This is a genomic window from Haloarcula halobia (assembly GCF_029338255.1).
Lineage (GTDB): Archaea > Halobacteriota > Halobacteria > Halobacteriales > Haloarculaceae > Haloarcula > Haloarcula halobia.
The window spans coordinates 318,106-342,603 of the sequence record NZ_CP119787.1; the positions used below are offsets into that span (position 1 = coordinate 318,106).

The 24,498-nt window shown below is 69.5% G+C and carries 26 protein-coding genes and 1 pseudogene; 16 read left to right on the forward strand and 11 right to left on the reverse strand.

Going from position 1 to position 24,498, the window contains the following annotated elements:
- Positions 1-44 precede the first annotated feature (44 nt).
- Entirely contained in the window at positions 45-1,892 is a 1,848-nt protein-coding gene (locus P1K88_RS01660; RefSeq protein ID WP_276412038.1) for a carbon starvation CstA family protein, read from the forward strand.
- 25 nt (positions 1,893-1,917) lie between these two features.
- On the opposite strand, the gene P1K88_RS01665 is transcribed toward P1K88_RS01660, so the two are convergent.
- From P1K88_RS01665 to P1K88_RS01675, 3 genes are read right to left on the reverse strand one after another with little or no spacing between them, the layout of a single operon-like run.
- On the reverse strand, positions 1,918-2,325 hold the full coding sequence (locus P1K88_RS01665; RefSeq protein WP_276412040.1) for a DUF6517 family protein: 408 nt from the start codon (positions 2,323-2,325) through the stop codon (positions 1,918-1,920).
- Positions 2,325-2,960 carry a DUF8052 family protein gene (locus tag P1K88_RS01670; protein WP_276412042.1) on the reverse strand — a complete coding sequence of 212 codons (636 nt, stop codon included), beginning with the start codon at positions 2,958-2,960 and terminating at the stop codon, positions 2,325-2,327. The genes P1K88_RS01665 and P1K88_RS01670 overlap by 1 nt, the downstream gene beginning before the upstream one ends.
- A 4-nt stretch (positions 2,961-2,964) precedes the next feature.
- Positions 2,965-3,336: a cupin domain-containing protein gene (locus P1K88_RS01675; RefSeq protein ID WP_276412043.1), complete on the reverse strand. Its 372-nt coding sequence runs from the start codon at positions 3,334-3,336 to the stop codon at positions 2,965-2,967.
- Between the two features lie 170 nt (positions 3,337-3,506).
- Between P1K88_RS01675 and P1K88_RS01680 the strand changes: the two genes are divergently transcribed.
- Positions 3,507-3,713, forward strand: a complete 207-nt coding sequence (locus P1K88_RS01680; protein ID WP_276412044.1) for a DUF8007 family protein — start codon at positions 3,507-3,509, stop codon at positions 3,711-3,713.
- 81 nt (positions 3,714-3,794) lie between these two features.
- Here the strand turns inward: P1K88_RS01680 and P1K88_RS01685 are convergent, their stop codons facing one another.
- Positions 3,795-5,216 (reverse strand): hemolysin family protein, encoded by a 1,422-nt coding sequence (locus P1K88_RS01685; RefSeq protein ID WP_276412046.1) that lies wholly within the window; start codon positions 5,214-5,216, stop codon positions 3,795-3,797.
- Positions 5,217-5,314: 98 nt separating this feature from the next.
- On the opposite strand from P1K88_RS01685, the gene P1K88_RS01690 reads away from it, so the two are divergent.
- The 3 genes from P1K88_RS01690 to P1K88_RS01700 are packed head-to-tail and all read left to right on the forward strand — an operon-like array spanning position 5,315 to position 6,674.
- Positions 5,315-5,572, forward strand: coding sequence for a glutaredoxin family protein (locus tag P1K88_RS01690; protein ID WP_276412048.1), 258 nt, complete (start codon positions 5,315-5,317; stop codon positions 5,570-5,572).
- Positions 5,572-6,084, forward strand: coding sequence for a redoxin domain-containing protein (locus P1K88_RS01695; protein WP_276412050.1), 513 nt, complete (start codon positions 5,572-5,574; stop codon positions 6,082-6,084). Before P1K88_RS01690 ends, P1K88_RS01695 begins: the two co-directional genes overlap by 1 nt.
- Positions 6,081-6,674 (forward strand): L-threonylcarbamoyladenylate synthase, encoded by a 594-nt coding sequence (locus P1K88_RS01700; protein WP_276412052.1) that lies wholly within the window; start codon positions 6,081-6,083, stop codon positions 6,672-6,674. Before P1K88_RS01695 ends, P1K88_RS01700 begins: the two co-directional genes overlap by 4 nt.
- Before the next feature lie 33 nt (positions 6,675-6,707).
- Here the strand turns inward: P1K88_RS01700 and P1K88_RS01705 are convergent, their stop codons facing one another.
- Both P1K88_RS01705 and P1K88_RS01710 read right to left on the reverse strand, forming a co-directional pair.
- The gene (locus P1K88_RS01705; protein ID WP_276412054.1) at positions 6,708-7,370 is read right to left on the reverse strand and encodes a CRISPR-associated protein Cas4; all 663 of its coding nucleotides are present in this window, start codon (positions 7,368-7,370) and stop codon (positions 6,708-6,710) included.
- Between the two features lie 42 nt (positions 7,371-7,412).
- Entirely contained in the window at positions 7,413-8,030 is a 618-nt protein-coding gene (locus P1K88_RS01710) for a conditioned medium-induced protein 4 (RefSeq protein ID WP_276412056.1), read from the reverse strand.
- Positions 8,031-8,175: 145 nt separating this feature from the next.
- Here P1K88_RS01710 and P1K88_RS01715 point away from each other — a divergent pair, with 145 nt between their 5' ends.
- Positions 8,176-10,296, forward strand: a complete 2,121-nt coding sequence (locus P1K88_RS01715) for a (Fe-S)-binding protein (protein WP_276412057.1) — start codon at positions 8,176-8,178, stop codon at positions 10,294-10,296.
- 40 nt (positions 10,297-10,336) lie between these two features.
- Positions 10,337-11,074 (forward strand): competence/damage-inducible protein A, encoded by a 738-nt coding sequence (locus tag P1K88_RS01720; RefSeq protein WP_276412059.1) that lies wholly within the window; start codon positions 10,337-10,339, stop codon positions 11,072-11,074.
- Here P1K88_RS01720 and P1K88_RS01725 read toward each other — a convergent pair whose 3' ends face one another.
- The gene (locus P1K88_RS01725) at positions 11,075-11,713 is read right to left on the reverse strand and encodes a DedA family protein (RefSeq protein ID WP_276412060.1); all 639 of its coding nucleotides are present in this window, start codon (positions 11,711-11,713) and stop codon (positions 11,075-11,077) included. It lies immediately after the preceding gene.
- 92 nt (positions 11,714-11,805) lie between these two features.
- Here P1K88_RS01725 and hemB point away from each other — a divergent pair, with 92 nt between their 5' ends.
- The gene (hemB, locus tag P1K88_RS01730) at positions 11,806-12,786 is read left to right on the forward strand and encodes a porphobilinogen synthase (protein WP_276412061.1); all 981 of its coding nucleotides are present in this window, start codon (positions 11,806-11,808) and stop codon (positions 12,784-12,786) included.
- A gap of 6 nt (positions 12,787-12,792) precedes the next feature.
- Here the strand turns inward: hemB and P1K88_RS01735 are convergent, their stop codons facing one another.
- A complete protein-coding gene (locus P1K88_RS01735; protein WP_276412062.1) occupies positions 12,793-14,139 on the reverse strand; it encodes a PAS domain-containing sensor histidine kinase in 1,347 nt (448 codons plus the stop codon).
- Positions 14,139-15,737, reverse strand: coding sequence for a methyl-accepting chemotaxis protein (locus P1K88_RS01740; RefSeq protein WP_379786674.1), 1,599 nt, complete (start codon positions 15,735-15,737; stop codon positions 14,139-14,141). Before P1K88_RS01740 ends, P1K88_RS01735 begins: the two co-directional genes overlap by 1 nt.
- A gap of 457 nt (positions 15,738-16,194) precedes the next feature.
- On the opposite strand from P1K88_RS01740, the gene P1K88_RS01745 reads away from it, so the two are divergent.
- From P1K88_RS01745 to P1K88_RS01775, 7 genes and pseudogenes are all read left to right on the forward strand, one after another.
- Positions 16,195-17,532, forward strand: coding sequence for an ammonium transporter (locus P1K88_RS01745; RefSeq protein WP_276412064.1), 1,338 nt, complete (start codon positions 16,195-16,197; stop codon positions 17,530-17,532).
- Positions 17,525-17,881 carry a nitrogen regulatory protein GlnK1 gene (locus tag P1K88_RS01750; RefSeq protein WP_276412066.1) on the forward strand — a complete coding sequence of 119 codons (357 nt, stop codon included), beginning with the start codon at positions 17,525-17,527 and terminating at the stop codon, positions 17,879-17,881. Before P1K88_RS01745 ends, P1K88_RS01750 begins: the two co-directional genes overlap by 8 nt.
- Before the next feature lie 9 nt (positions 17,882-17,890).
- On the forward strand, positions 17,891-18,349 hold the full coding sequence (gene lrp / locus P1K88_RS01755) for an HTH-type transcriptional regulator Lrp (protein ID WP_276412067.1): 459 nt from the start codon (positions 17,891-17,893) through the stop codon (positions 18,347-18,349).
- A 275-nt stretch (positions 18,350-18,624) separates the two neighbouring features.
- A pseudogene (locus tag P1K88_RS01760) lies at positions 18,625-18,918 on the forward strand (bile acid:sodium symporter family protein); the annotation flags it as partial.
- Positions 18,919-19,018: 100 nt separating this feature from the next.
- Positions 19,019-19,417 (forward strand): hypothetical protein, encoded by a 399-nt coding sequence (locus P1K88_RS01765; protein ID WP_276414172.1) that lies wholly within the window; start codon positions 19,019-19,021, stop codon positions 19,415-19,417.
- Positions 19,418-19,695: 278 nt separating this feature from the next.
- The gene (hemL, locus tag P1K88_RS01770) at positions 19,696-21,033 is read left to right on the forward strand and encodes a glutamate-1-semialdehyde 2,1-aminomutase (protein ID WP_276412069.1); all 1,338 of its coding nucleotides are present in this window, start codon (positions 19,696-19,698) and stop codon (positions 21,031-21,033) included.
- Positions 21,030-21,833, forward strand: a complete 804-nt coding sequence (locus P1K88_RS01775) for an HVO_0234 family beta-propeller protein (protein WP_276412071.1) — start codon at positions 21,030-21,032, stop codon at positions 21,831-21,833. Before hemL ends, P1K88_RS01775 begins: the two co-directional genes overlap by 4 nt.
- Before the next feature lie 130 nt (positions 21,834-21,963).
- Here P1K88_RS01775 and P1K88_RS01780 read toward each other — a convergent pair whose 3' ends face one another.
- Entirely contained in the window at positions 21,964-22,266 is a 303-nt protein-coding gene (locus tag P1K88_RS01780; protein ID WP_276412072.1) for a ubiquitin family protein, read from the reverse strand.
- A 117-nt stretch (positions 22,267-22,383) separates the two neighbouring features.
- Here P1K88_RS01780 and prs point away from each other — a divergent pair, with 117 nt between their 5' ends.
- Positions 22,384-23,238: a ribose-phosphate diphosphokinase gene (prs, locus tag P1K88_RS01785; protein WP_276412074.1), complete on the forward strand. Its 855-nt coding sequence runs from the start codon at positions 22,384-22,386 to the stop codon at positions 23,236-23,238.
- Here the strand turns inward: prs and P1K88_RS01790 are convergent, their stop codons facing one another.
- Positions 23,239-24,492, reverse strand: a complete 1,254-nt coding sequence (locus P1K88_RS01790; protein ID WP_276412076.1) for an MFS transporter — start codon at positions 24,490-24,492, stop codon at positions 23,239-23,241.
- Positions 24,493-24,498: the final 6 nt, after the last annotated feature.

Here is a 24,498-nt window from a genome sequence, read left to right on the forward strand (position 1 = left end):
AATTAAGTACCTTTTGCACACACGCAACATTGGGGAGACATACCATGGTACAAGTAATCTGGCTCGTGTTGGCCACGCTGATAACATTCACGGCCGGATACCTCGGCTACTCGCGGTATCTGGCACGCTTCGTCGAGCTCGACGATAGCAACGAGACACCCGCACACAAGTACGAGGACGGGCAAGAGTACGTGCCGGCCAAGAAGCCGGTGCTGCTGGGACACCACTACTCCAGCATCGCCGGCGGGGCACCCATCGTGGGCCCCATCACTGCGGGCGTCGTCTGGGGGTGGCTGCCCGCACTCCTGTGGATCGCCATCGGCAACCCGCTGATGGGGAGCGTCCACGACTTCGTCTCGCTGTCGGGAAGTCTCCGGCACGAGGGGAAGTCCATCGGCTACATCATCGGCGAGTACGTCGGCGAACGCGGCAAGAAGATGCTCCTGTGGTTCGCGTTCCTGACCATCATCCTGGTGGTGGCGGTGTTCGCGCTGGTGGTCGCCATCGTCTTCAACGCGTACCCGCAGGCCGCGACGGCCAGCATGGTCTACATCGCGCTCGCGCTGCTGTTCGGGGTGTACCTCTACCAGCTCGACCTCCCGTTCATCCCGGGGACGGCCGCGTTCGTCCTCGCGGTGTTCGGGGGGGTCTTCGTCGGCATCGAGTTCCCCATCGCGCTGTTCCCGGCCGCGGAGGCGGGCACCTACCCCGCCGGCACCATCGTGCTGTTCGGGTCGGGACTCAGCTCGATAATCCCGGCCGCGGGCACGCTCGGGGCGAACACCGCGGGCTGGATTCCGGTCATCCTGCTGTACGCGGCTATCGCCTCGGTGCTCCCGGTGTGGACGCTGCTCCAGCCGCGTGACTTCCTCTCGTCGTTCCTGCTGTACGCGGGGGTCGGGGGCGCGCTGCTGGCGGTCATCGTCGGCACCATCCTGGGCACCTCGGCCGAACCGCTGGTCATCAACCTAGACGCGTACTACGGCTTCATGGGGACTGCGGGCCTGCCGCTGTTCCCGCTGCTGTTCGTGACCATCGCCTGCGGGACCATCAGCGGCTTCCACTCGCTGGTCTCCTCGGGCACCACGGCCAAACAGCTCAACAAGGAGTCCGACGCCCGGACCATCGGCTACGGGGGCATGCTCGGTGAAGGGTTGCTCGCGACGGTCGCGCTGGGAACCGTCGCCATCGCCGGCGTCACGGCCGGCGGGGGAATCGGGCGCGCACTCCCGAACTTCGCGTCCGGTGGCTCGGTCATGCTCACCAGCTTCGGCATCCCGACGGCCGTCGGCGCGCCGTTCATGGCGCTGGTCCTGGTTAGCTTCCTGCTGACCTCGACGGACACGGCGGTGCGGCTCGGGCGCTACATGGCCGAGGAGATCGTCGGCACGCCCGACGCGAGTTCGAGCGCCATGCGCTCGGTCCAGGAGATCGGCGTCAACCGCTACTCCAACGCCGTCATCCAGTGTGTCATCGCGTACGCGCTCGTCGCGAGCGGGTCGTGGGCGAGCCTCTGGCCGCTCTTCGGTGGCGCAAACCAGCTGCTGGCCGCACTGGCGCTGCTGACCGCGACGGTCTGGCTGGCCAACTGGGATGACGACAAGCAGCTCATCAGCACGGGCGTCCCGATGGCGCTGATGACGACCATCACCGTCGTCGCCCTGCTGTATCTCGCGCTGTACCAGAACCTCTACCAGCAGTTCATCCAGGGTGGCTTCGCGGAGAGCGCGGGCCTCGCGGCGCGCATCTCCGTCGGCGTCCAGATCGTCCTGGCGCTGGTACTGGTCGGCCTGGCGCTGTCGCTGGTCAAGATCGGCTACGACAACATCCAGAACGTCCGCGGCCAACCCGGTGCCGTGGCCGCAGACGGCGGCGAACCGAGCGACGACTGACTGCCGCGCCCGAGTCCCGATTTTTTTAGTGCGTCACCCCGGCCAGGAGCCGCCGGACCCGGTCCCGGTCGAGCGTCGCCGGCCCGGTGCTCGTTCGCGCGGTCGTCTCGTTGCCGAGCACGGTCACCGTCGTCGTCGACCGACGCTCGAGCGACTCGACGGCGTACGTCGCCTGGACGTACCCCACGAGGTGGCGCGTCCCCGCGGTGACCGACCGCCGGGCGTCCATCTCCACGTCGCCGCTGATCGTCGCCCGCACCGTCGTGTTCAGCGTCCGGTTCGTCCGCGAGACGCGTTCGTACCCGGTCGCAGCGAGTGCCGCGTCCTCGACGGCCGCCGGCGACCCGCTGGCGACGACGCGGTCGGACGCGCCGCCACAGCCGGCGAGCACGAGCGCGCCCGCGAGGGCGAGGGCGAGGGCGCGCCAGTCCATCAGCCAAGGAGCCGGCGCAACCGTCCCAGCAGCCCGGTCTGTTCCGCCTCGCCGTCGCGCCAGAGTTCGAACGCCGCGGCGACGTCGGCCTCGCTGCTAGCCACGCTCGCTTCCCGGTCGGGCGCGACGACGACGAGGTTCACCTCGTAACTGCCGTAGTAGCCGTAGCGCAGCAGGGTCCGGTCGCGGAACCCGGCGACGAACGAGCGCACCGCCTCCGGTATCGAGGGGACGACGAGGACGAAGGTCAGCTCCGTCTCGCGGTGTTCCTCGTCGGCCTCGATGTACTCGTCGGCCAGGTCGTGGCCCAGGTCGACCAGCGCCTCGAGGTCGGCCACCGAGACGCCGCGGGCCCGGCGGGCAAAGAGGTGCTCGTTGGTCCGGTAGTTCGCCCAGTTGAGCGACTGGTGGAGCACCTGCTTTTGACTCTCGATGTGGAGGCGGCCGTACAGGTCAAAGCGCTCGCCCCCGGCCGTGGAGTCACGCCTGAGGTCGTAGCTGAACTTCAGCCGGTCGGCCACCCGGTCGAGGTACTCGTCGTCCCATTCGGGGACAGGGTCCCCGGCCGCGTCGACGGCCTCGTCGCCCTCCTCGCGGCCCTCGGCGGCGGGGCCGGCGTCCTCCGACTCGCCCATCCGCTCACCCCCCGTCGTAGGCGTGGGCGTCGTCGACGGCCGGCGCTCCGACGACGAACGCCCGGGCCGGGCCGTCCGCGTCCGCGGGGACGAACGCACGCTGGGGGCTCTCGGGCTCGACGGCGAAGGCCTCGTCGGCGCCCACGCTGTAGGTCCCCTCGGGCGTCTCGACGCTGAGTGTCCCCTCGACGACGTAGAACAGCTCCTCCTGGTCGTCGTGGTAGTGGTAGGCCAGCGGTACCTGCTCGCCGGGGTCGACCTCGTAGACGTGTGCGCTCAGGTTCTCGAGGCCCGCCGCGGCGCTGACCGGGCGCTGCGTGCTCGGCCGGTCGGACGTCGGCTCGAGGTCCTCGACGGCGACGTGATGGTACGCCATGTCCTCTCTCTGGACGCCCGTCTACCTAAAACGTCGGTGTGTGCGGGGGTCGTGGGGGCTCGATTGCAGCCCCGCCGTCGGGTAGCCCCGCCGGCCCCCGACCCGTCCCCGCGGCAACGCGGTCGGCAGGAACTTTTATTCCATTGAGCCGAGAAATGGGACTTAGTAGCATGGGCAAAGACACCGAAGCCTGTGGTCGGTGCAGCATGACCACCGTCGTCGACGCAACGGACGGCGGCGAGCGCGAGGACCCGTTCGGCGACCGCCGCATCGAGGTCGACGACTCGGCGGCCCGACTCGTCTCGCCCGCGGCCTGGCTCTCGGGGCTGAAAGGGCGCGTCGACGACGTCGCGACGCGGCTCACGTACGGGCGCTAGGTCATAGAGCCGGCACAGAACGAGCGAGCCGTGAGCCCCTGCTGTCGTCACAGCGCCACCGAAGAGCGCCCGCAGTGCACGTCAATCGGTCGAGACTTCCTCGGGATCCGACTGCTCCGCGTCGCCGTCGTCGCCGTCGTCGCCGTCCTCGCCAGCGCCCGGGTCGCGACGGACGACCCGAGCCTTCATGATGCGGGTGTTCTCGACCTGTTCGACCCGGATCTCGACGCCGTCGTAGGTGATGACCTCCCCTTCCTCGACGAGGCGGCCGGCGCGGTTGAAGATGAAGCCCGCGATGGTCTCGAACTCCTCGCCCTCCGGGAGTTCCAGGTCCAGAGCCTCGTTGACCTCCTCGATGTTGACCTCGCCTTTGACCATCACGGTGTCGTCGCCGATGTAGTCGATTGGCTCTTCCTCCTCGCCCTCCAGGATCTCGCCGACGATCTCCTCGGTGAGGTCCTCCATCGTCACCAGGCCCTCGGTGGTCCCGAACTCGTCGATGACGATGACCATGTGGAGCCGTTCGGCACGCATCTCGGTCAGCAGGTCGTCGACGTTCTTGGATTCGGGGACGTGCAGGGTCGGTTCGATGAGGTCCTCTAGCACCATGTCCTCGGGGATGGCCTCGCCGTAGTTGAGGTCCCGCACGAGGTCGCGGATGTGGACCACGCCGATGACGTTGTCCAGGCTCCCCTCGTAGACCGGCACGCGGGCGTGCCCGCTGTGGATGCAGGTCTCCAGGGCCTCCTCGATGGTGTCGTCTTTCGCGACGGCGGTCATGTCCAGTCGCGGGGTCATCACCTCCTTGGCGATGGTATCGTTGAACCGGAGGGTGCGCTGGAGCATCTCGCGTTCCTCCTCGTCTAAGACGCCCTCTCGCTCGCCCGTCTCGATGATGTCCTGTATCTCCTCGCGCGTGACATAGGAGGTCTCGATGGCCGAGCGGCCGCCGGTCACCTTGTTGACCAGGCGGGTCAGATAGTCGAACAGCAGGATGAGCGGGAGCAGGACCTTCTCGGCCAGCTTCAGCGGCTTCGAGATGGTCAGCGCCCACGACTCCGTGTTCTCGACGGCGTAGCTCTTCGGGGCGCTCTCGCCGAACAGCAGGACGATAGCGGTGATGCCGAAGGTGGCGACGGCGACGGCCTGGCCCTGTGAGAGATAGAGCGCGAGCAGCCCGGTGGCGATAGACGACATCGCGATGTTGACCAGGTTGTTGCCGACGAGGATGGTCACGAGGAGGCGGTGGGGGTCGGCCTTGAGCTCCTTGAGTATCTGCGCGCCGGGCACGTTGTCCTCGACCAGCGCCTCTGCGCGGTGGGCCGGCAGCGAGAACATCGCTATCTCGGACGACGAGAAGAACGCAGAGAGGATGATGAGGACGACGATGGTGGCGGAGCCGGCGACCAGAATCAGACTCCGGGAGAGGGGCACACCGGCGAACTCGACGGACTGGAGCAGCGCTCCGGACAGCATCGTCACCGTGGGTGGGTCCAGGGCCATCAACGGTCTGAGTTGTAATGCACGCGGATTAAGGCTTGTCATGGCCCGGCAGGTGCCGAAGCCCTTACACGGACCTCGCACGTACGCAACTCCGAAGAATGAGCGAGCCAGACATCACGCTGTACCGGTTGCAGGCGTGCCCGTTCTGTGAGCGCGTCGTCCGGCGCCTCGAGGAGTACGGCATCGAGTACCGGTCGCGGTTCATCGAACCGATGCACTCCGAGCGCGACGTTGTCAAGCGGCTCACGGGCAAGCGGACGGTCCCGGCCATCGTCGACGAGTCGACCGGCGTCACGATGAGCGAGAGCGCCAACATCGTCGCGTACCTGGACAGGACCTACGGGGGGGAGACCTGATGGACCTCGAGTTCGACGTCGTGGACCTGGACGCGGCCGACCACCCCGAGGCGGGCGACCGCGCCCCCGACTTCACGCGCCCGCTGGTCAACGAGGAGTTCTGGGAGGACGTTTCCCTGTCGACGCTCTGTGCGGACAGCGACGGCCCCGTCGTGCTGGTCTTCCACGCGATGGACGGCGCGTTCCCGGCGACGTACGTCTGGAACGAGATCCGCGACCGCGGGTGGCACGCGGACGCCACCGTCGTCGGCCTCTCCATCTCGACGCCCTACGAGCACAAGACGCTGCTCGAGGAGCGGGACATCGAGGGACAGTACCGCCTGTACTCGGACCCCGCCAACGGCGTCGCCGAGGCCTACGGCATCGACATGGACCTAGACGGGATGACCGGCCTCGCCGAGCCGCGTCCGGCGGTGTTCGTCCTCGACGGGGACCGGACCGTCGAGTACGCGTGGGTCAGCGAGCAGTGGCCGGACTTCCCCGACTACGACGCCGTCGAAGCACAGCTGTGACCGGGGACGACGTGGCGGCGGCCGCCGAGGCGATTCGCCGGGGCGAGCTCGTCGTCTACCCGACCGAGACGGTCTACGGCCTGGGCGCCGACGCCACCGACCCCGCGGCTATCCAGCGGGTCTACGAGGCCAAGGGACGGGACCGGGACGACCCCGTCTCGCTCGCGGTGCCCGACGTGGAGACGGCACTGGCCTACACCCGCCCGACCGAGCGCGAACAGCGGTTCATGCGCGAGTTCCTGCCCGGGCCGGTGACGGTCGTCGTCGAGCGCCGGGCGTCGGTCCCGGACGAACTGACCGCCGGGCGCGATCGGGTGGGCGTCCGCGTCCCCGACCAGCCGGTGGCACACGAACTGCTCCGGGCGGTGGCGCCACTGACCGCGACGAGCGCGAACGTCTCGGGGTCGCCCAGCGCCCGGTCGGTCGACGAGCTGGACGCTATCCGCGACCGCGTCGCGGTCGTCCTGGACGGCGGGGAGACCGGCGGGACCGGGTCGACGGTGGTCGACGTCGAGGCCGGGACCGTCCATCGCCGGGGGGCCCGGGCCGACGCCGTCGAGCAGTGGCTCGCCGATACAGCGGAGCGCTGACGCGTCGAGACGGGGGGCCGGCCCACGTCCCGTTCACAGTATCGAGCGCAGCGACCGGGTCCGCACCCCGCAGTCCTCGCGGTAGTCACAGGGGGAACACTTCGCGTCGTTGGCGACCCGGGCCGGCGGGCCGTCGACGCTGTCCGCGGTCCGGACGGCACGGCGGTACCGCCCCGTCCGGCGGGCCGAGAGGTCGATGCGCCGTATCGTGCCGTAGGCCGGGTACTCGGCGTAGGCCCGCTCGACCGCACCGCCGTGTTCCCAGGCCAGGGCCTTCGCGGCCGCGACCAGACGGACGCTCTGGGGCTCCCAGACCCCCTGGTCGGGCGGCGCGCCGGCGAACGCCAGCGACGGCCGCGGGCCGTCTTCGGGGGGCGCGAGCACCTTGTGTGCGACGCCGCGGGCGTCCTTCCCCGAGAGGAAGACGTCGCGGCCGGCCGGGTCGACGAGACGGTCCCAGTGGTCGAGGCGGCCGCGTGCGGCCCGGACCCGTTCGCGGAAGGTATCGGGGGCGACCTCGATGGGGGCTGCCAGCAGCGCCGCGTCGTCGGAAAGCAGGCGCTCGTAGTCGAAGGCGAGGTCGCGCACCTGGCCCACCTCGTCGGGGACGTCCGGCGGCCCGTCACGCCGACGGTAGTAGAGTTTCCGCGGGCAGTAGGCGGCCGTCTCCAGGTCCCGGAAGGTGTGTGGCGGCATGGGAACGGGTGGGCCCGTCCTGGGTCAAAAACGTTCGCCGGCTCACATCGAGACGTCGGCGTCGGAGTCCAGCGAGTCGATGTCCTCGGTGGCCTCCTCGAGGCCGTCGTCGCGGACGGCCGCGGTGTGCTGTGTCGCGAGGCCGGCGTCGGTCAGCACGTCCTCGAACTCGCTCTGGAAGCGGTGGCTGACGCGGCGCGCGGCCGTCTGTGCCTCGACGACCCGGCGGTAGCGGGCCACCGTCGCCTCGTCTGCGTCGAACGCGTCGGCCAGGTCGGCGTCGTCGGCGCCCTCGCCGACCCGGCGGCGGAACTGCGCGACGTCGAAGGGGGCGTCGTCGTCCGTCTCGCGGACGAGGTGGAGGTCGAGTCGGGCCTCGCGAACCGCCGCGGCCGAGACCCCGAGGTCGGCCGCGATGGCCGCGTCCGCCCGGCCCTCGTAGACGGCTCTGACGAGCGCCACGAGCGACTCGTCGTCGAGGTCCGTGTGGAACTCGTAGCGGTCGCGCATCCGGGCGACGACGTCCCCGAGGCGCTCGTCGACGGTCGCTTCGTCGACGTCGGTCAGCGACCCGCGACCCGCGTCCTGTGATTCCGTGACCGAGTCCTCGCCGGCGACGTCGATGAAGAGGTCACGGAGTGATTCGGTCTTCTCGTCCATCGGACCGGAGAGAACCGGGTCCGCACGTATATAGTTGTCGGCTATCCGACGTTATCTCTGGTAAACTCTCAACGGACGCAAAATTCCCGCCGGACGGCGCGGGACCGTGGCAAGGTTTAAGCCCGAGCCTCTCGCGTGAGAATACATGTCAGTCGCGCTCCAGACGGTCACGCGACCGACGTTCTGGCGCATCGGGGACGTCGGCAAGGCCGTCTTCTACTACCTGGCGGCCGTCGCCCTCCTGGTGTTCCTCTTTGGGACCTACGAGCGCGTCCGCCGGTACACGCGCGGGAGCGAGGACCCGTTCGATCGCCTCGACGACCTGCCGGGGCGGACGCTCGCGGCCGCCCGCCTCGCGCTGTCGAACCGCAAGCAACTGGACCGGGACGTCGTCGCCGGCGTGATGCACGCCTTCGTCGTCTGGGGCTTCCTGACGCTGCTCATCGGCACGACGATACTGGGCATCGACATGGACCTCTACCGGCCGCTGACCGGCGACTCCTTCTTCGTCGGGGACTTCTATCTCTCCTATTCGTTCGTGATGGACGCGATGGGGCTGTTGTTCGTCGTGGGGGTCGGTGTCGCGCTCTGGCGGCGCTACGGGCGCCGACTGGAGCGGCTCCACGGCCGGCACACCTCGCGCGAGGACGGGCTCTTTCTCGGCGCGCTGTTCGTGCTGGGCGTCGGCGGCTACGTCACCGAAGGCCTGCGCATCCTGGGGACCTCGGCGGTCCGGGACGTGAGCTTCGAGACGGTGAGCTTCGTCGGGTGGTCGATCGCAGAAGCGTTCTCGGCCGCCGGCGTCACCCCCCAGATGGCCACGACGGCCTACCCCGCCGTCTGGTGGAGCCACGCGCTCGTCGCCCTGTGGTTCGTCGCCTGGGTCCCCTACGCCAAGCCGTTCCACATGCTCTCGTCGTTCGCGAACCTCGTGACCCGCGACGAACAGGCCGGCGTCCGCCTCCCCGGCGTGCCCGCCGACGCCGCGCCCGAGGACATCGGCCCCAGCGAGATCGACGACTTCTCCTGGAAGCAGTTGCTCGACCACGACGCCTGCACGAAGTGTGGCCGCTGTTCGTCGGTCTGTCCCGCGAAGGCCTCGGGCCGGCCGCTCGACCCGCGGGACGTCATCCTGGACCTGAAACGCTACCGCGAGGACGTCGACGCCGGCGGCGAGTCGGTCCCCATCGTCGCCGACGGGGGTGCCGCGAGCAGCGCGAGGGGCACGTCGTCGGACGCCTCCGACGGAAGGACCTCGGTCATCGACGCGGAGACGATGGAGTCCTGTATGTCCTGCATGGCCTGCATGGACGCCTGCCCCGTCGACATCGAACACGTCACGCAGTTCACCGAGATGAACCGCCGGCTCACCGAATCGGGCGAGATGAACGAGCACGTCCAGGACGCGATGATGAACGTCTTCCAGCACGGCAACACCTTCGGCGACCCCGGGCGCACGCGACCCGACTGGACCGACGACCTCGCGTTCGAGGTGCCCGACGCCCGCGAGGAGCCCGTCGAGTTCCTCTGGTACGTCGGCGACTACCCGAGTTACGACGAGCGCAACCGGCGCGTCGCCCGGGCGCTCGCCCGCGTCTTCGAGGCCGCCGACGTGGACTACGGGATCCTCTACGAGGCCGAGCAGACCGCCGGCAACGACGTCCGCCGCGTCGGCGAGGAGGGCCTCTACGAGATGCTCGTCAAGGACAACGCCGCCGCCATCGGGGACTGCGAGTACGACTCGATCGTCTGTACCGATCCCCACGCCTACAACACCTTCAAAAACGAGTACCCCGAGTTCGAGGCCTGCGAGTGGGAGGCCGGCGACGTCTACCACTACACGCAGGTCGTCGCCGACCTCGCCGAATCGGGCGCACTGGGGCTGCGGGGCGACGAACTGGACTACACCGTCACCTACCACGACCCGTGTCACCTGGGGCGGTACAACGACGTCTTCGAGGCTCCCCGCGACCTCGTCCGGGCGACCGGTGCCGACCTCCACGAGATGCCGCGCAACCGCGCCGACTCCTTTTGCTGTGGGGGCGGTGGCGGCGGCCTCTGGATGGACTTCGAGGAGGACACCAAACCCAGCGAGGAGCGCCTGCGCGAGGCGCTGGAGGACACCGACGCCCCGGTCGAGACGTTCGTCGTCGCCTGCCCGATGTGCATGACGATGTACGAGGACGGCCGCAAGACCGGCGGCTACGAGGACGACATCGAGGTCGTGGGCATCACCGAGCTGCTCGCCGAGGCCGTCGACGCCTGAGTCGGGGAACCCTTATCCCGCCGACCCATCTCCCCGGGGTATGGAAGTCGCGCTGCTCACCGTCGGCGACGAACTGCTGTCCGGCGACACCGAGAACACGAACGCGACGTGGCTCGCCCGGCGCCTCTCGGCGGCCGGCGCGACCGTCCCGCGAATCCTCACCGTCCCGGACGACGAGGCCGTCATCGCCGAGGCCGTCCGCCGGTTCCACGGGGCCTTCGACGCCGTCATCGTCACCGGCGGCATCGGCGGGACGCCCGACGACGTGACGAAGGCCGGCGTCGCGGCCGCCTTCGACCGCGACGTCGTCGTCCCCGAGGACGTCCGGGCGCACCTCGTGGCCAAGGCCGAGCGCTTCGCCGACGAGAACCCCGACGTGGTCGACCGCTACGAGCTGGACCTCGACCTGGACGCGTGGGCCGCGATCCCCGAGGGCGGCGAGCCACTGCTCACCGAGGAGAGTTTCGCCGCCGGCTGTGTCGTCGAGTCGGTGTACGTCATGCCGGGCATCCCCGAGGAACTGAAGGCGATGTTCGCCACCGTCGCCGCGGACTTCGGCGGCGACCGGACGACCGAGACCATCCACACGCCGGCCCCCGAGGGCGCCGTCGTCTCGACGATTATCGAGGCCCGCGAGCGGTTCAGCGTCGCCGTCGGCTCGTACCCCCGGAACGGGGACACGCCCGGGCGAGTGAAGGTCACGGGCGACGACGCGACGCTCGTCGCGGAGGCGGCGGCGTGGCTCCGGGAGCGCATCGAGACGGTCGACGGCGAGTAGTCACAGCAGCTCGAGGACGCCCATCGCCGCGCCGGCCAGCAGCAGCTCGAACGAGAGGGTCCCGAGCGCCGACAGCGCGACGAACCGCCGGGTCGACATCCCGGCGACGCCGGCCGGGACCGTCAACATGCCGCGGGTAAACAGCAGCGTGTTCGAGAGCGGCAGGGCGAGCACGCCAAAGCGGTCGAACATGTGTCCAAAGCGGTCCAGGCGGTCCTCGTCGACGCGGAACCAGGGCCGGGCGAGCAGCCACTCGCGGCCGCCGCGTTTCGCCAGCAGGAACAGGCAGGTCTGTCCGACGGTCGCGCCGGCGACGGCCACGCCGAGGATGGCGGCGACGACGGGCAGGTCGTAGCCGCCGGCCGTCCGCGCGAGCACGGCGACGGCCGCCGGGACGAGCGCCTCGCTGGGGGCGAAGTACAGCAGCATCGCACCCTCGAGGACGAAGACGAAAAAGAGCGCGGCCAGCCCGTAGCGGTCCAGCAAGGTCCGGGCGTATGCGGTGTCACCGAAGACGTACAGGCCGACGCCGGCGACGCCCAGCACCGCGAACAGGCCGGCGACCACGAGCAGGCCGTAGTCCTCGGCGAAGGTCCGGACCGGGCCGCGGGCCGTGACCTCGGAGGCGTCGGTAGCCATTCGTTCGTCCAACCGTCCAACGCGGCTATATGTTTTCTGCATCCCACCGGGAGAGCGGAGCCTTGATTGGGGCGAGTACCCACACGACCGGTATGGACATGTCACGGCGACCGCGCCGCCTGCGCCGCGACGGCGTGCGACCGCTGGTGCGCGAGACCGACCTCGCGGCGTCGGACCTCATCGCTCCGGTCTTCGTCGACGCCACGACAGACGAGCGGGTGCCCATCGAGACGATGCCCGGCCACGAGCGAGTCCCCGTCGACGAGGCCGTCGCCCGAGTCGAGGAGATCCGCGAGACTGGCGTCGAGGCGGTCATCCTCTTTGGCGTCCCCGAGTCGAAGGACCCGGAGGGCAGTCGCGCCTGGGCCGAGGACGGCGTCGTCCAGGAGGCCACGCGGCGCATCACCGCCGAGACCGACGCCTACGTCGTCACGGACGTCTGTCTCTGTGAGTACACAGACCACGGACACTGCGGGGTCCTCGAGGCCGACGCCGAGGCCGACCCACGACTCACCGTCCGGAACGACGACACCCTCGAACTGCTGGGCCGGACCGCCGCGAGTCACGCCCGCGCCGGCGCCGACATGGTCGCGCCGTCGGGCATGATGGACGGGATGGTCGGGGCCATCCGCGAGTCCCTCGACGGCGACGGCTTCACCGACGTCCCCATCATGAGTTACGCCGCGAAGTACGAGTCGGCCTTCTACGGCCCCTTCCGCGACGCGGCGGACGGCGCGCCGGCCTTCGGCGACCGGCGGCACTACCAGATGGACCCCGCGAACGCACGCGAGGCAAGCAGGGAGGTCGCCCTGGACGTCGAGCAGGGCGCGGACGTGCTGATGGTCAAGCCCGCGCTTCCCTACCTCGATATCGTCCGGCAGGTCCGCGAGGAACACGACCACCCCGTCGCCGCCTACAACGTCTCGGGCGAGTACGCAATGTTGCACGCCGCCGCCGAGAAGGGGTGGCTGAACCTGGAGGCGGTGGCCTACGAGTCGCTGCTCGGGATAAAGCGGGCCGGCGCCGACCTGATTCTCACCTACTTCGCCGAGGACGTCGCCGACCGCCTCTGAGCAGGATCACTGCTCGGCGGACCGGGCGCCCGCGGCCGACCGCTCGACGTCCGGGACGAACACGTCGTCGGCCTCGGAGGTGCGCAGTCCCAGCGAGACGGTCGTCCAGCCGTCGCTGCGGTCGTACCGGATGTCGCCGCCGGCCGTCTCGGCGACCCAGCGGGCCAGCCAGATACCCAGGCCGCTCCCGTGTTGCAGCGAGGTGATGTCGGCGTCGTCGAAGACGACGGCCCGCTCGATGGCCGGGATGCCGTCGCCGGCGTCCGCGACGCGGAGGACCGTCTCCTCGCCGGTGACGTCGACACCGATCCGGACGGACGTCCCGGGCGGCGTGTGCTCGACGGCGTTCTCGACGAGGTTGTCGAGCGCGGTGTAGAGGGTCGTACTGCCCGTGACCGGCGCCGTGTCCGGGATGGCCGTCTCGACGGGCGCGTCGTCGCGGTAGTCGTCGGCGACCATCCGGGCCAGCGCCGCGGCATCGACGGGTCGGTTCGAGACGCCGTCCAGCGCGCTCTCGACCTCGCGGGCCTGTTCGCTGACCGAGGCGAGGCGGTCGGCGGCCGCGAGGATTCGGTCGAGTGCCGCACCGACGTCCGGGTCGGCAGTCGTCCGCTGTGCGTGCTCGGCCATCCCCAGCACCACGGAGAGCTCGTTGCGGAGGTTGTGGCGCAACACGCGATGGAGGACGTGCAGCTGGCGTTTCCGCCGCCGGCTCTCGGTGACGTCGGTGTAGATGGCGAAGCCGAACCGCCGGCCGTCGTCGGTCTCGTAGGGCAGTCCGCGGTAGATGAACTCCCGGGGGCCGTCGACCGTCTCGCGCGAGACGGTGGCGTAGTTGACCTTGCCGCGGGCGGTCCGCTCGTCTAGGTCCGCCGCCTCGCTTGCATGGCCCGCGGGGACGATGAAGTCGTTGAGCGACTCGCCGACGACCTCCGTGGCACTGTAGCCGAACGTCTCCTCGAAGGCGGGGTTGACGGCCCGGACGATCGGCACCGTATCGTCCATCTCGAACCGGACGACGGCGTCGTGGACCAGGTCGAACAGGTGGCGGAACCGCTCGTTGGGCGAGGAGACGTGGACGCTGCCCACCACGCGGGCGCCACCGGCTGCCGTGAGCTCGACCGTCGCTGGGACGTGTTCGCCGTCGTCGACGACGTCGACGTGACACCGGCGCGTGGCCCCCTCCCCGCTCCCGCGGACGGCCTCGGCGGCCGTCTGGACTCGCCGCGCGTCCGCCGGCGTGAGCAGCGACTCGAGTGTGGCCCCCCGGACCGATTCGGGCCGGCGCGAGAGCACCGACGCGAACGCCTCGGTCGCGAACGTCACGCGGCCGGCCTCGTCGAGGCCGAACATCAGTGGGGGCCCACGCGGAGGAACGGCGGCCGCTGGCGGACCCGCACCGGCCGCTCGACGCCGGGCCGGCCAGACGGTGAGGCCCGAACCGCCACGTACGGCCCTCGTTCGTTCGTCCCGAGCAGGAGGTCCTGGTCGGCCGCGCCGGCGTAGAAGGCCGCCAGCGTCTCCGGGACCTCGCCGTCGGCGACGACGTTCAAGACGGTGTCGGCGGGTTCGAAGACGCCGTCGTCGTTCTCGTAGCGAGCCTCGCGGGCGGCCTGTTCGCCGACGGTCGCGACCTCGCCGGCGACGTTGCCGACCACCAGCAGGGGGGCGTCGCGCCGCTGGGCGGTCGTCTCGTTTGCCGCCGACAGCGAGGTCCGCCCCAGGTCGAAGACGTTCCGGCCGGGGTCCCAGGCGTCGAAGGCGTCGAGGACGAACAGTCGGTCCGTCGCCAGCGCCCGGTCGAGGCCGGCGTCCGTCGCGTCGAAGGCCGCCGCGAGCGTCTCGCGCTCGAGGGTCGCCGTCGGCGTCAGCGAGACGGCCCGACCGGTCGCAACCGCGTTCGCACACACCTGTGCGAGGAACGCGTCGACCGGTGCGCCCTCGGTGTAGCGGACGACGGCCTGGCCGCCGACGACGAGGCCGCCGCCACAGAGGTCATCGAGGCCGTCGATACCGGTACCGAGCGTCGGGGCGTCAGCCAGTCGGTCGCGGCGGTCGGCGTCGGCCACCGCGAGCACCTCGTCGATCTCACCGAGCATCGCGGTCTGTTCGGTCCGGGCCGAGCGGATGCGCGAGAGGTCCCCCTCGATTGCGGTCGCGCGCTCGGCGAGGGTCTCGCAGCGCTCCGCGACGGCCTCGCTGGTGCTCGCCTGTTCGTCGGTCGCGTCCGAGACCGACGTGACGCCGTCGGCGGTCTCGGCGACGGTGTCGGCGAGGCTGTCCAGGTTCGTCATGGCGGTCTCGACCTGGTCGGCCCCGTCGTCGATGGCGGCGACGGCGGCCTCCAGTTGCTCGACGGTGTCTTCGGTCGCCGTCCGGACCGCCGACAACGCGGTGTCGATGTCGTCGGCCTGGGCCTGTGACTCCTCGGCGAGTTGCTTTATCTCGTCGGCGACGACCGCGAACCCGTCGCTCTCGCCGCCGGTGCGTGCGGCCTCGATGGAGGCGTTCAGCGCCAGCATGTTCGTCTGGTCGGCGATGCGGTCGATTCCCCCGAGCGCCGCTGCGATGCGGTCGATTCGGTCGCTCAGCGCATCGACCTCGGTGAGAACCGCCTCGCCGACCTCGCGGACCTCGTCCATCGTCTCGATGGCCTCGCGGGCGGCCGCGCGCCCCTCACTTGCCTCGGCGGCCGCCCGGTCGCTCTGCTCGCTGACCTCGGCGGTCGTGGCGGCGATCTCTTCGATGGTCGCCGAGAGCGCCGACATCTCCTCGACGACCCACTGTGCGTCCGACGCCTGCGCGCTCGCCCGGTCGTCGATGGCCGCGAGCTGGTCGTCGACCTCGTTCGCGGCGACCTGGACGACGTCAAGCGCTCCCTGTGCGTTCGCGACGGTGCGCTCGTCGGTTGCGGACCCGTCCGGCGCCCGCTTCGTCCCGGAGTCCTGCATCGTCATTTTTCCGTGTTTTCGTCGATTTTGTCCAATGGTTGGTCCAGTAGGGGAGATATACTATACGAATTTCTTATTATCCTACCCATTCGAGTCAGTTTATCGAATTGCAGCCGCCCCCATAATTCTGCCGGCAGCGACAATCTTGCCGGCCGGGGCGCGCACGAGCGAAATCGGCCTTCGCGGCCCACAGCGGTAGAATAGGCGGTCGACGTTCGTCCAGAATTCCGGTGGCCAGATGCAGTCTTTCTTTACGGAGAACAACCTTATATCCATAATATCATACCCTAATTTGGACATTCGTCTACCAAACTCCCCCCAATCGGCGAGTCTCTAAAGCAAATCTTTATGTATGGAACGGTGGAGAGGTTTTCCCGTGAACGACTTGACGAAGTTGGCACTCGCGACGATAAAGTTGGACATTCAAACGCAATAAAAACGAAAACCGAAACAAACAATGGTACTATCACCACTCCAAGCAACGCCGGAAACGCTCGAAACGATAGTCACGGGGGTCAACCTCCTGTGGGTACTCGTCGTAACGTTCCTGATCTTCTTCATGCACGCTGGCTTCGCGATGCTCGAGGCCGGCCAGGTGCGCTCGAAGAACGTCGCGAACCAGCTCACGAAGAACCTCCTGACCTGGTCGGTCGGGGTATCGGTGTTCTTCGTCATCGGGGCTGGCATCTCGTCGCTCGTCGGCGGGAGCGGCTTCTCGCCGGCCTTCGTCGCCGAGAACCCCAACGACTGGGTCGGCTGGCTGTTCGGTGCCGTCTTCGCGATGACGGCGGCCACCATCGTCTCCGGGGCCGTGGCCGGCCGCGCGAAACTCCGCGCGTACGTGGCCTACACGTTCCTGCTGGCGGCGGTCATCTACCCGGTCGTCACCGGCATCACCTGGGCCGGCGGCTACATCAGCTTCGGCGGCGCCGTCTTCCACGACTTCGCGGGCGGCATGATCGTCCACGGGATGGGCGGCATCGCCGGCCTCACCGCAGCGTACGTCCTCGGTCCGCGCATGGGCCGGTACAACGAGGACGGCAGCGCGAACGTCATCCCCGGTCACTCGCTGACCTTCGCGGTCCTGGGGACGCTCATCCTCGCCTTTGGCTGGTACGGCTTCAACGTCGGCACGGCCGCGAGCGTGTTCGTCTTCACCGACGGCGGCATCGAGCTCGGTGCCTTCGCGTCCGTCGGTCGCGTCGCCATGACGACGACCATCGCGATGGCCGCCGGTGCGATGGGCGCCGGACTCTTCGCCTGGTCCAAGACCGGCAAGGTCGACACGCTCTACGTCGCCAACGGCCTGCTGGCCGGCCTGGTCGGCATCACCGCGATTCCGGACACCACCGCGTGGTGGGGTGCGTTCGTGGTCGGCGGCCTCGCCGGCGCCCAGCTCCCGATGGTCTTCGAGTTCGTCGAGAAGCGCCTGAAGATCGACGACGTCTGTGCGGTCTTCCCCGTCCACGGCAGCGCCGGCGTCCTGGGGACGCTCCTGTTCCCGTTCGTCGCCGCGCCCGGCGTGGTCGACTCGGTGCTCAACGCGTTCATCGCGCAGGTCATCGGCGTCGCCGCCATCGGCATCTGGACCATCGCCGCAACCGCGCTGGTCTGGTACGTCCTCAAGGCGGTCGGCCAGTCCCGCGTCACCCCCGAACACGAGCAGGAGGGCCTCGACGTCAGCGAACACGGCGTCGAGACCTACCCCGAGTTCGGCTCCGGCGACAGCGTCGTCGCCGACGGTGGCATGGTGAACGGGACCGTGCGGACGGACGGAGGGTCCAAAGATGACTGACGAAACCGAGATCAAGATGGTGGTTGCGATGGTTCGCCCGGACAAGCTCAGCGACGTCAAACAGGCACTGGCCGAAGTCGGCGCCCCCTCGCTGACAGTCACGAACGTCTCCGGTCGCGGCTCACAGCCCGCAAAGAAAGGGCAGTGGCGCGGCGAGGAGTACGTCGTCGACCTCCACCAGAAGGTCAAAATCGAGACCGTCGTCGCGGACATCCCCGCCGAAGACGTCGTCGACGCCATCGCCGAGGGCGCTCACACGGGCGAGAAAGGCGACGGCAAGATCTTCGTCCTCCCCGTCGAGGACGCCTATCAGGTCCGGACCGGCAAGAGCGGCCCCGAGGCTGTCTGAGCGCGGGCGATGGTCGACGACATCGACAGACAGGTCGTCAACGCACTCCTCCGGGACGGCCGGGCCAGCGCCCGCGACGTCGCCGCCGAGACAGGCGTCGCGGCGACGACCGTCTCACGACGGATGGACGAACTGGTCGCGTCCGGTGTCATCGAAGGGTACACGCCCCAGGTCGACTACGGGTCGCTCGGGTACGAGGTCACCGCCGTGTTCCACCTCTCGGTGGAGGGGACGGGACTCCAGCCGGTGACCGACCGGCTTCGAGACACGCCGAACATGATCGCCGTCTACGAGGTGACCGGGAGCCACGACGTCGTGGCCATCGGCAAGTTCCGGGACACCGCGTCGCTGAACGCCGCGATCAAGGACCTGCTCACCGACGACGAGATACGGTCGGCGTCGACGTCGGTCGTGCTCAACGCCGTCCGCGAGTACGAGCAGTTCCCGGTCGAGGAATCGGGCGGGTGACGCCGGGTCGCTGCCATCGTCGGGCTACTCCGGCGTCCGAAGTCACACGACGAGTTCTACTCGGGTAGCACGGCCGGCGAGCGCTCGTCGGCTGTGCGGTTCTCGGATCACGGGTCCCCAACGCCCAACACCGAGCGCGCCACAGTGGGCCCATGGCCCACACCCGCCTGATCGAGGACTATCTGCTCGGGTGGGTGCTGCTGGCCGTCGCTATCGGCGTGGTCGTCCCCGAGGTGGCGATAGTCTCCCAGGCGGCCACGCCGATTCTCGCCGTGATGGTCGGCAGCGTCTCGCTGACGCTGTCCGTCGAGCGGTTCCGGGCGATCGACCCCGGACCGCTCTCGACGACGCTGCTCGGCCACCTCGCGATGCCGGTCCTGGCGTTCGGCGTCGCTCGCCTGCTCTCGCTGTCCCCCGCGTTGACCGTCGGGTTCGTCCTGCTGGGCGCGGTCACGCCGGAACTCGTGACGCCGACGATGACCGAACTGGCCGGGGGAAACACCGCCCTCTCGTCGGTCGTGCTCGTCGTCGCGGGCGTGGGCAGTACGGTCGTCGTCCCCGTCGCGACGGGGCTGTTCGGCGGGGGCGTGACCGTCGCCACGTGGCCCATCGTCGAGCAGTTGCTCGTGGCCCATCGTCGAGCAGTTGCTCGTGGCCGTCGTCGGACCGATGGCCCTCGCGATCGTCGTGCGCAACCGATTTCCGGCCCGGGTCGAACCACACGAGGACGTCTATCCGGCGATCTCGGCGGTGATGGTGGTGCTCATCATCGGCGGCGTGACCGGCGCGAACGCGGCGCTCCTCCGGGACGCGGCCGGCGTGCTGGCAGCCGTCACCGTCGGGGCGCTGGGACTCAACCTGGCCGGCTACGCGCTGGGCTGGCTCTCGACTGCCGGGAGCGATCGGCCGACGCGTATCGCCGGCGCGCTGTCGGTCGGGATGCGCGACTTCGCCGTCGCAGCGGCGCTGGTCGTCGCGGCCGGGTTCCCGCCGGCCGCCGCGGTCCCTGCCGTCGTCTTCGGCGTCGTCGAGATGACGACGAGTGCGGCGGTCGCGAGATGGATATAGAACGTTCGAATCGGCACCGTCGCCGTTCAGCCGTCGGCTCCCAGTCGCTCACTGCGACGTACGTGCCCGGTGCGCGCTCGTTCAGCCACTGGAGGGGCGTGGTCGGAACGCGTTCGAATAGTCTGTAACTAGTTGGTAGGATAGAATCGTGGTCGAAAACAGAATCTCTGAACGGGATTCGACATCCACAGTCGGCTCTGCACGTTCGTTCCGATCCGGATGTCACGGCGCGAACTACGAGGGGTAACTTCTTTCTTCGGGCAGGCGAACCCCGAGATATGAACCACGAGCAGTCGCGTTCGCTGTACGACCGGGCGCTGTCGGTCATGCCGGGCGGTGTCAACTCCTCGGTGCGAGCGGTCCGCCCGTACCCCTTCTTCGTCCAGTCGGGCGACGGCGGCCACGTCGTCGACGCCGACGGGAACCGCTACATCGACTTCGTGATGGGCTATGGCCCGCTCTTGCTTGGCCACGACCTGCCCGAGCAGGTCCAGTCGGCCATCCAGCAGCGCGCGGCCGAGGGGCCGATGTACGGTGCACCGACGGAGGTCGAGGTCGAACTCGCGGAGTTCGTCACCCGGCACGTCCCGAGCGTCGAGATGGTCCGGTTCGTCAACAGCGGGACCGAAGCGACGGTGTCGGCCGTGCGCCTCGCTCGCGGGTACACCGGTCGCGATAAAATCGTCGTGATGCAGGGAGGCTACCACGGTGCACAGGAGTCGACGCTCGTCGAGGGCGAGGGCGCCCACACCGCCCCGTCCAGTCCGGGCATCCCCGAGAGCTTCGCCGAGCACACGCTGACGGTGCCGTTCAACGACCCCCGGGCCGCCCGCGAGGTGTTCGAGGAACACGGCGACGACATCGCCGCGGTCCTCACCGAACCCATCCTCGGGAACTACGGCATCGTCCACCCGGTCGAGGGGTACCACGAGACGCTGCGCGAGCTCTGTGACGACTACGGCGCGCTGCTGGTCTTCGACGAGGTCATCACGGGCTTCCGCGTCGGCGGCCTCCAGTGTGCCCAGGGCAGGTTCGATATCGACCCCGACATCACGACGTTCGGGAAGATCGTCGGCGGGGGCTTCCCGGTGGGCGCCATCGGCGGCAAGAGCGAGATCATCGAGCAGTTCACGCCCGCCGGCGAGGTCTTCCAGTCGGGCACCTTCTCGGGCCACCCGGTGACGATGGCCGCCGGCCTCGAGACGCTGCGTTACGCCGCCGAGAACGACGTCTACGCCCACGTCAACGCGCTCGGCGACCGCATCCGCTCGGGCCTGCAGGACCTCGTCGAGGACCGCGCGCCCGAGTACACCGTCGTCGGCACGGACTCGATGTTCAAGCTCGTGTTCACCCGCGACGCCCCCGACTCCTTCGAGGGCCACTGCGAGGCCGGGTGTACCCAGCGGGAGTCCTGTCCCCGCTTCGACCACTGCCCGAAGACCGGCGCGGACATCAAGCGAGCCGAGACCGAGCGCTGGGAGCGGCTGTTCTGGCCGGGGATGAAAGACCGGGGCGTGTTCCTCACCGCCAACCAGTTCGAGTCCCAGTTCGTCTGTGACGCCCACACGGAGGAAGACATCGACGAGGCCCTGGAGGCGTACAAGGAGGCGATATGAACGACGACGACATCGCCCTCTCCGAGAAGCGGCTGTACGGCGAGAAGCGCCCGGAGACCCACGCCTACGTCGCCTCGGGCCTGGGCGTGACCCGCGTCGAGACGGCCGGCGGCCAGGTCGGCCGGTTCAGCCTGGCAGAGCGCTGTACGGCCCGCGACGTCGCCGGGTCGACCGGCGAGGTGGCCGTCGCCACCGACGAGGACGTGCTGGTCACGACAGACGACGGGTTCGCCCCCACCGGGTTCGGCCCGGCGACGGCCGTGGGATACGACAACGACGGCCTGCTCGCGGCCGGCGCGGCGGGCGCCGTCGCCCGCTACGTCGACGGCGAGTGGACGACGCTCGGGACCGTCGCCGACGTCCGCGCCATCGACGACGGCCTGCTCGGGGCCGACGGCGGCGTCTACGCCCTGCCCGCGCTCGACCGCCTCGGCCTCGCGGACGTGACCGACGTGGCCCCCGGCTACGCCGCGACGACCGCCGGCCTCTCCGAACGGGACGGCGACGCGTGGACCGAGGTCCGGGCGGGGGGCCACCGGGCGATCGCCAGCGACGGCGAGCGCGTCCACGCCGCGGCCGACGACGGGCTGTTCGAACTGGCCGACGGCGCGTGGGAACGGTGTGCGCTCCCGGTCGACGAGCGCGTGGTCGACGTGGTCCACGGCGTGGACACCTACGCCGTCACCGAGGCTGGGACCTTCCTCGTCGAAGCCGACCCCGAGGCGACCGCCGACGGTCGCGGTGGCTGGCGACAGCGCTCGCTGGGCGTCCCGGACGTCGTCGGCGTCGCCGTGGCCTGAGGACGCGGCGCGGCCCCGGACACAGCCGCTGGCCTGCTCACGGTTGGACGGCTACGCATGTACTCACTCAGACAGACGTCCGTGACCTAACCGCGCGCCACGGGCGGGTGTCCGGCGGTGAATTCGGCGCTCAGAACGGGAGCCGATCCTGAAGGTGCTCGGCGAGCGACCTGTCCTCGGTCCCGTGCCACTGCACCTCGTGTGTCTGTCCCTTCCCGGCACTCAGATACGGGACGGTCTCCGCCGGGTGGTCGTGGTACGCTTGCACCGCGTAGACGAGGTTCGTGCGGGCCGCCTTCTCGAACTCGCCGACGCCCCGGCAGTCCGTCTCGGGGTCGACGGCGACCCACGTCATCCCCTCCGCGCCGCCGGGGAGGGGGTCGCCGGGTCGGTGGATCAGCTCGGCCCGTTCGAAGATAGCGTCTGGGTCCATGGGTACACTTCGCACGCGAGCGTAATGGCCGTTCCTCCTGGCCAGGCGCCGAAGGCTACAGCAGCGGAGAACGCTCGAATCGAAAAGTGGTTTAGCCCGGCCGGAGACCCATCGCACATGATTATCCCCGGCGCGGAGACACAGGCGTTCGCGGCGGCGCTGGCCGACGCGGCCGAGGAGCGACTGGGTCGCGTGGAGTACGAACGGTTCGCCGACGGCGAACACGTGGTCCGGGTGCCCGAGGCCGTCGCGGGCGAGCGGGCCGTCGTCGTCGCCTCCACAGTCAGCAGCGACGCCCACGTCCAGGTACTCCAGTTGCAGGACGCCGTGCGCGAGGTCGGCGCGAGCGAGGTGGTCACCGTCCTGCCGTACATGGGCTATGCCCGCCAGGACGAGGCCTTCCGGACGGGCGAACCGGTCTCCTCGCGCGCGATGGCGCGGGCCATCTCCTCGGGCACCGACCGCGTGGTCACGGTCAACCCCCACGAGCCCGCGGTCTGTGACTTCTTCGACGTGCCCGCGGCCCACGTCGACGCGGCGAGTGTGCTGGCCGACCCGCTGCCCGAGACGCTCGAGGACCCGCTGTTCCTCTCGCCGGACTCGGGAGCCATCGACCTCGCAGAGACGGTGCGGGACGCCTACGGCGAGGGCGAGACGGACTACTTCGAGAAAGAGCGGGACTACGACACCGGCGACATCGAGATCCGGCCGAGCGACGCGCCGGTCGAGGGCCGGGACGTCGTGCTGGTCGACGACATCATCGCCACGGGGTCGACGATGAGCGAGTCGGTCGCCGTGCTGAACGAGCGGGACGCCCAGCGCGTCTACGTCACCTGCGTCCATCCGATGCTGGCGAGCAACGCTCTGACGAAGCTCTCGGCGGCCGGCGTCGAGGCGGTCTACGGGACCGACACCCTGGAGCGGGCCGCGAGCGCGGTCAGCGCCGCGCCGGTCGTCGCCGAGGAACTGTAGTCACCACTGGGCCAGCCCGGTTCGTCCGTGCTGGTAGGTCAGGATGCCGAGGAAGACGGCGACGCCGGTGAAGGCCGCCGCCGCACCGAGGTAGAAGACCCACTCCATGCCGACGTTCGTCGTGAGCCAGCCGCCGGCCAGCGGCGCGAGCACGGAGCCCGGCCGCCAGACGAGTGACCGGACGCCGAAACTGGAGGCGACGCCGTTGCCGGTGCCCTCGTCCGCGAACAGCGCCATACTCGCGGGTTCGCGGATGGAGTCGGCGACCCCGAGCAACGCGTTGAGCGCCACCAGCGGCAGGAAGGCTGCGGTGAGCGTCCCGAAGAAGGGGAAGGTCGCGGGCAGCGACAGCGCCCGGCCGATGGCGGGCGTGAAGGGGACGACGAGCGCCACGAGGCCGTAACAGAGGCCGCCGGCGAAGACGAACCGCGCCCGGCCGAAGCGATCGGAGAGCCTCCCCATGTAGGGCTGGGCGAGCATGTTGGTGAACTTCTCGGCAGCGAGGACGACGGCGACCGCCGTCGCCCCGTTGACGGCGGCGTTGAACCCCAGGCCGCCGCGAGCGGCGGCGACGCCGGCGAAGATGGGTACCCACGTCCGGACGAGCGTCACCGCGACGGCGTACTGGGCGCGAAAACTCGTGATGGTGAGGATTCGGCGGTTCATCGCCAGGTCGGCGAAGGCAAAGCCCTCGGTGGTTGTCTCGTCGGGGTCGACCCACCGCCAGACCGCGAGGAAGGCGACGCCGGTGATGACCATGAGCAGCCCGAAGACGGCGTCGAAGCCGAACTGGTCGTACAGCAGGCCCGCCGAGAGCGACCCGCCGATGGCCGCCGCGAACCGCCAGGCGTTCGCCGTGCCGATGGTGGTCCCTCGCTCGGTCTCGCGGGCGAGTTGCCCCACCAGCGCCAGGCTGAGCAGGCTGGCGACGGTGAACGCGACCCCCTGGAGGCCGCGGACGAAGACGAACTCCCAGCTCGAGCCCACGAGCGGGAAGAGCCCGTAGACGACGGTGGCGAGGCCGAGGCCGCCGAGCAAAATTAGTCGCTTGTCGAAGCGGTCTCCCAGATACGAGACGGGGACGACGGCCCCCGTCTGAGCCAGCGTCAGCCCGGTGGCGAACATCCCCAGGACGAATCCCTGGGGGTCCAGCAGGTCGATGTACGTCGGCAGGAGCGTCAGCAGCGTCACGAAGCCAAAGGCGTTGGCGAACCGAGTGAGATACAGGGCGTAGAGTTCGCGGGAGGTGGTCACTACCGC

Coding starts and splice junctions, on each gene's coding strand:
- P1K88_RS01660 (WP_276412038.1), top strand. CDS start 45: ATGGTACAAGTAATCTGGCTCGTGTTGGCCACGCTGATAACATTCACG.
- P1K88_RS01665 (WP_276412040.1), bottom strand. CDS start 2,325: ATGGACTGGCGCGCCCTCGCCCTCGCCCTCGCGGGCGCGCTCGTGCTC.
- P1K88_RS01670 (WP_276412042.1), bottom strand. CDS start 2,960: ATGGGCGAGTCGGAGGACGCCGGCCCCGCCGCCGAGGGCCGCGAGGAG.
- P1K88_RS01675 (WP_276412043.1), bottom strand. CDS start 3,336: ATGGCGTACCATCACGTCGCCGTCGAGGACCTCGAGCCGACGTCCGAC.
- P1K88_RS01680 (WP_276412044.1), top strand. CDS start 3,507: ATGGGCAAAGACACCGAAGCCTGTGGTCGGTGCAGCATGACCACCGTC.
- P1K88_RS01685 (WP_276412046.1), bottom strand. CDS start 5,216: ATGGCCCTGGACCCACCCACGGTGACGATGCTGTCCGGAGCGCTGCTC.
- P1K88_RS01690 (WP_276412048.1), top strand. CDS start 5,315: ATGAGCGAGCCAGACATCACGCTGTACCGGTTGCAGGCGTGCCCGTTC.
- P1K88_RS01695 (WP_276412050.1), top strand. CDS start 5,572: ATGGACCTCGAGTTCGACGTCGTGGACCTGGACGCGGCCGACCACCCC.
- P1K88_RS01705 (WP_276412054.1), bottom strand. CDS start 7,370: ATGCCGCCACACACCTTCCGGGACCTGGAGACGGCCGCCTACTGCCCG.
- P1K88_RS01710 (WP_276412056.1), bottom strand. CDS start 8,030: ATGGACGAGAAGACCGAATCACTCCGTGACCTCTTCATCGACGTCGCC.
- P1K88_RS01715 (WP_276412057.1), top strand. CDS start 8,176: ATGTCAGTCGCGCTCCAGACGGTCACGCGACCGACGTTCTGGCGCATC.
- P1K88_RS01720 (WP_276412059.1), top strand. CDS start 10,337: ATGGAAGTCGCGCTGCTCACCGTCGGCGACGAACTGCTGTCCGGCGAC.
- P1K88_RS01725 (WP_276412060.1), bottom strand. CDS start 11,713: ATGGCTACCGACGCCTCCGAGGTCACGGCCCGCGGCCCGGTCCGGACC.
- hemB (WP_276412061.1), top strand. CDS start 11,806: ATGGACATGTCACGGCGACCGCGCCGCCTGCGCCGCGACGGCGTGCGA.
- P1K88_RS01735 (WP_276412062.1), bottom strand. CDS start 14,139: ATGTTCGGCCTCGACGAGGCCGGCCGCGTGACGTTCGCGACCGAGGCG.
- P1K88_RS01740 (WP_379786674.1), bottom strand. CDS start 15,737: ATGCAGGACTCCGGGACGAAGCGGGCGCCGGACGGGTCCGCAACCGAC.
- P1K88_RS01745 (WP_276412064.1), top strand. CDS start 16,195: ATGGTACTATCACCACTCCAAGCAACGCCGGAAACGCTCGAAACGATA.
- P1K88_RS01750 (WP_276412066.1), top strand. CDS start 17,525: ATGACTGACGAAACCGAGATCAAGATGGTGGTTGCGATGGTTCGCCCG.
- lrp (WP_276412067.1), top strand. CDS start 17,891: ATGGTCGACGACATCGACAGACAGGTCGTCAACGCACTCCTCCGGGAC.
- P1K88_RS01765 (WP_276414172.1), top strand. CDS start 19,019: ATGGCCCTCGCGATCGTCGTGCGCAACCGATTTCCGGCCCGGGTCGAA.
- hemL (WP_276412069.1), top strand. CDS start 19,696: ATGAACCACGAGCAGTCGCGTTCGCTGTACGACCGGGCGCTGTCGGTC.
- P1K88_RS01775 (WP_276412071.1), top strand. CDS start 21,030: ATGAACGACGACGACATCGCCCTCTCCGAGAAGCGGCTGTACGGCGAG.
- P1K88_RS01780 (WP_276412072.1), bottom strand. CDS start 22,266: ATGGACCCAGACGCTATCTTCGAACGGGCCGAGCTGATCCACCGACCC.
- prs (WP_276412074.1), top strand. CDS start 22,384: ATGATTATCCCCGGCGCGGAGACACAGGCGTTCGCGGCGGCGCTGGCC.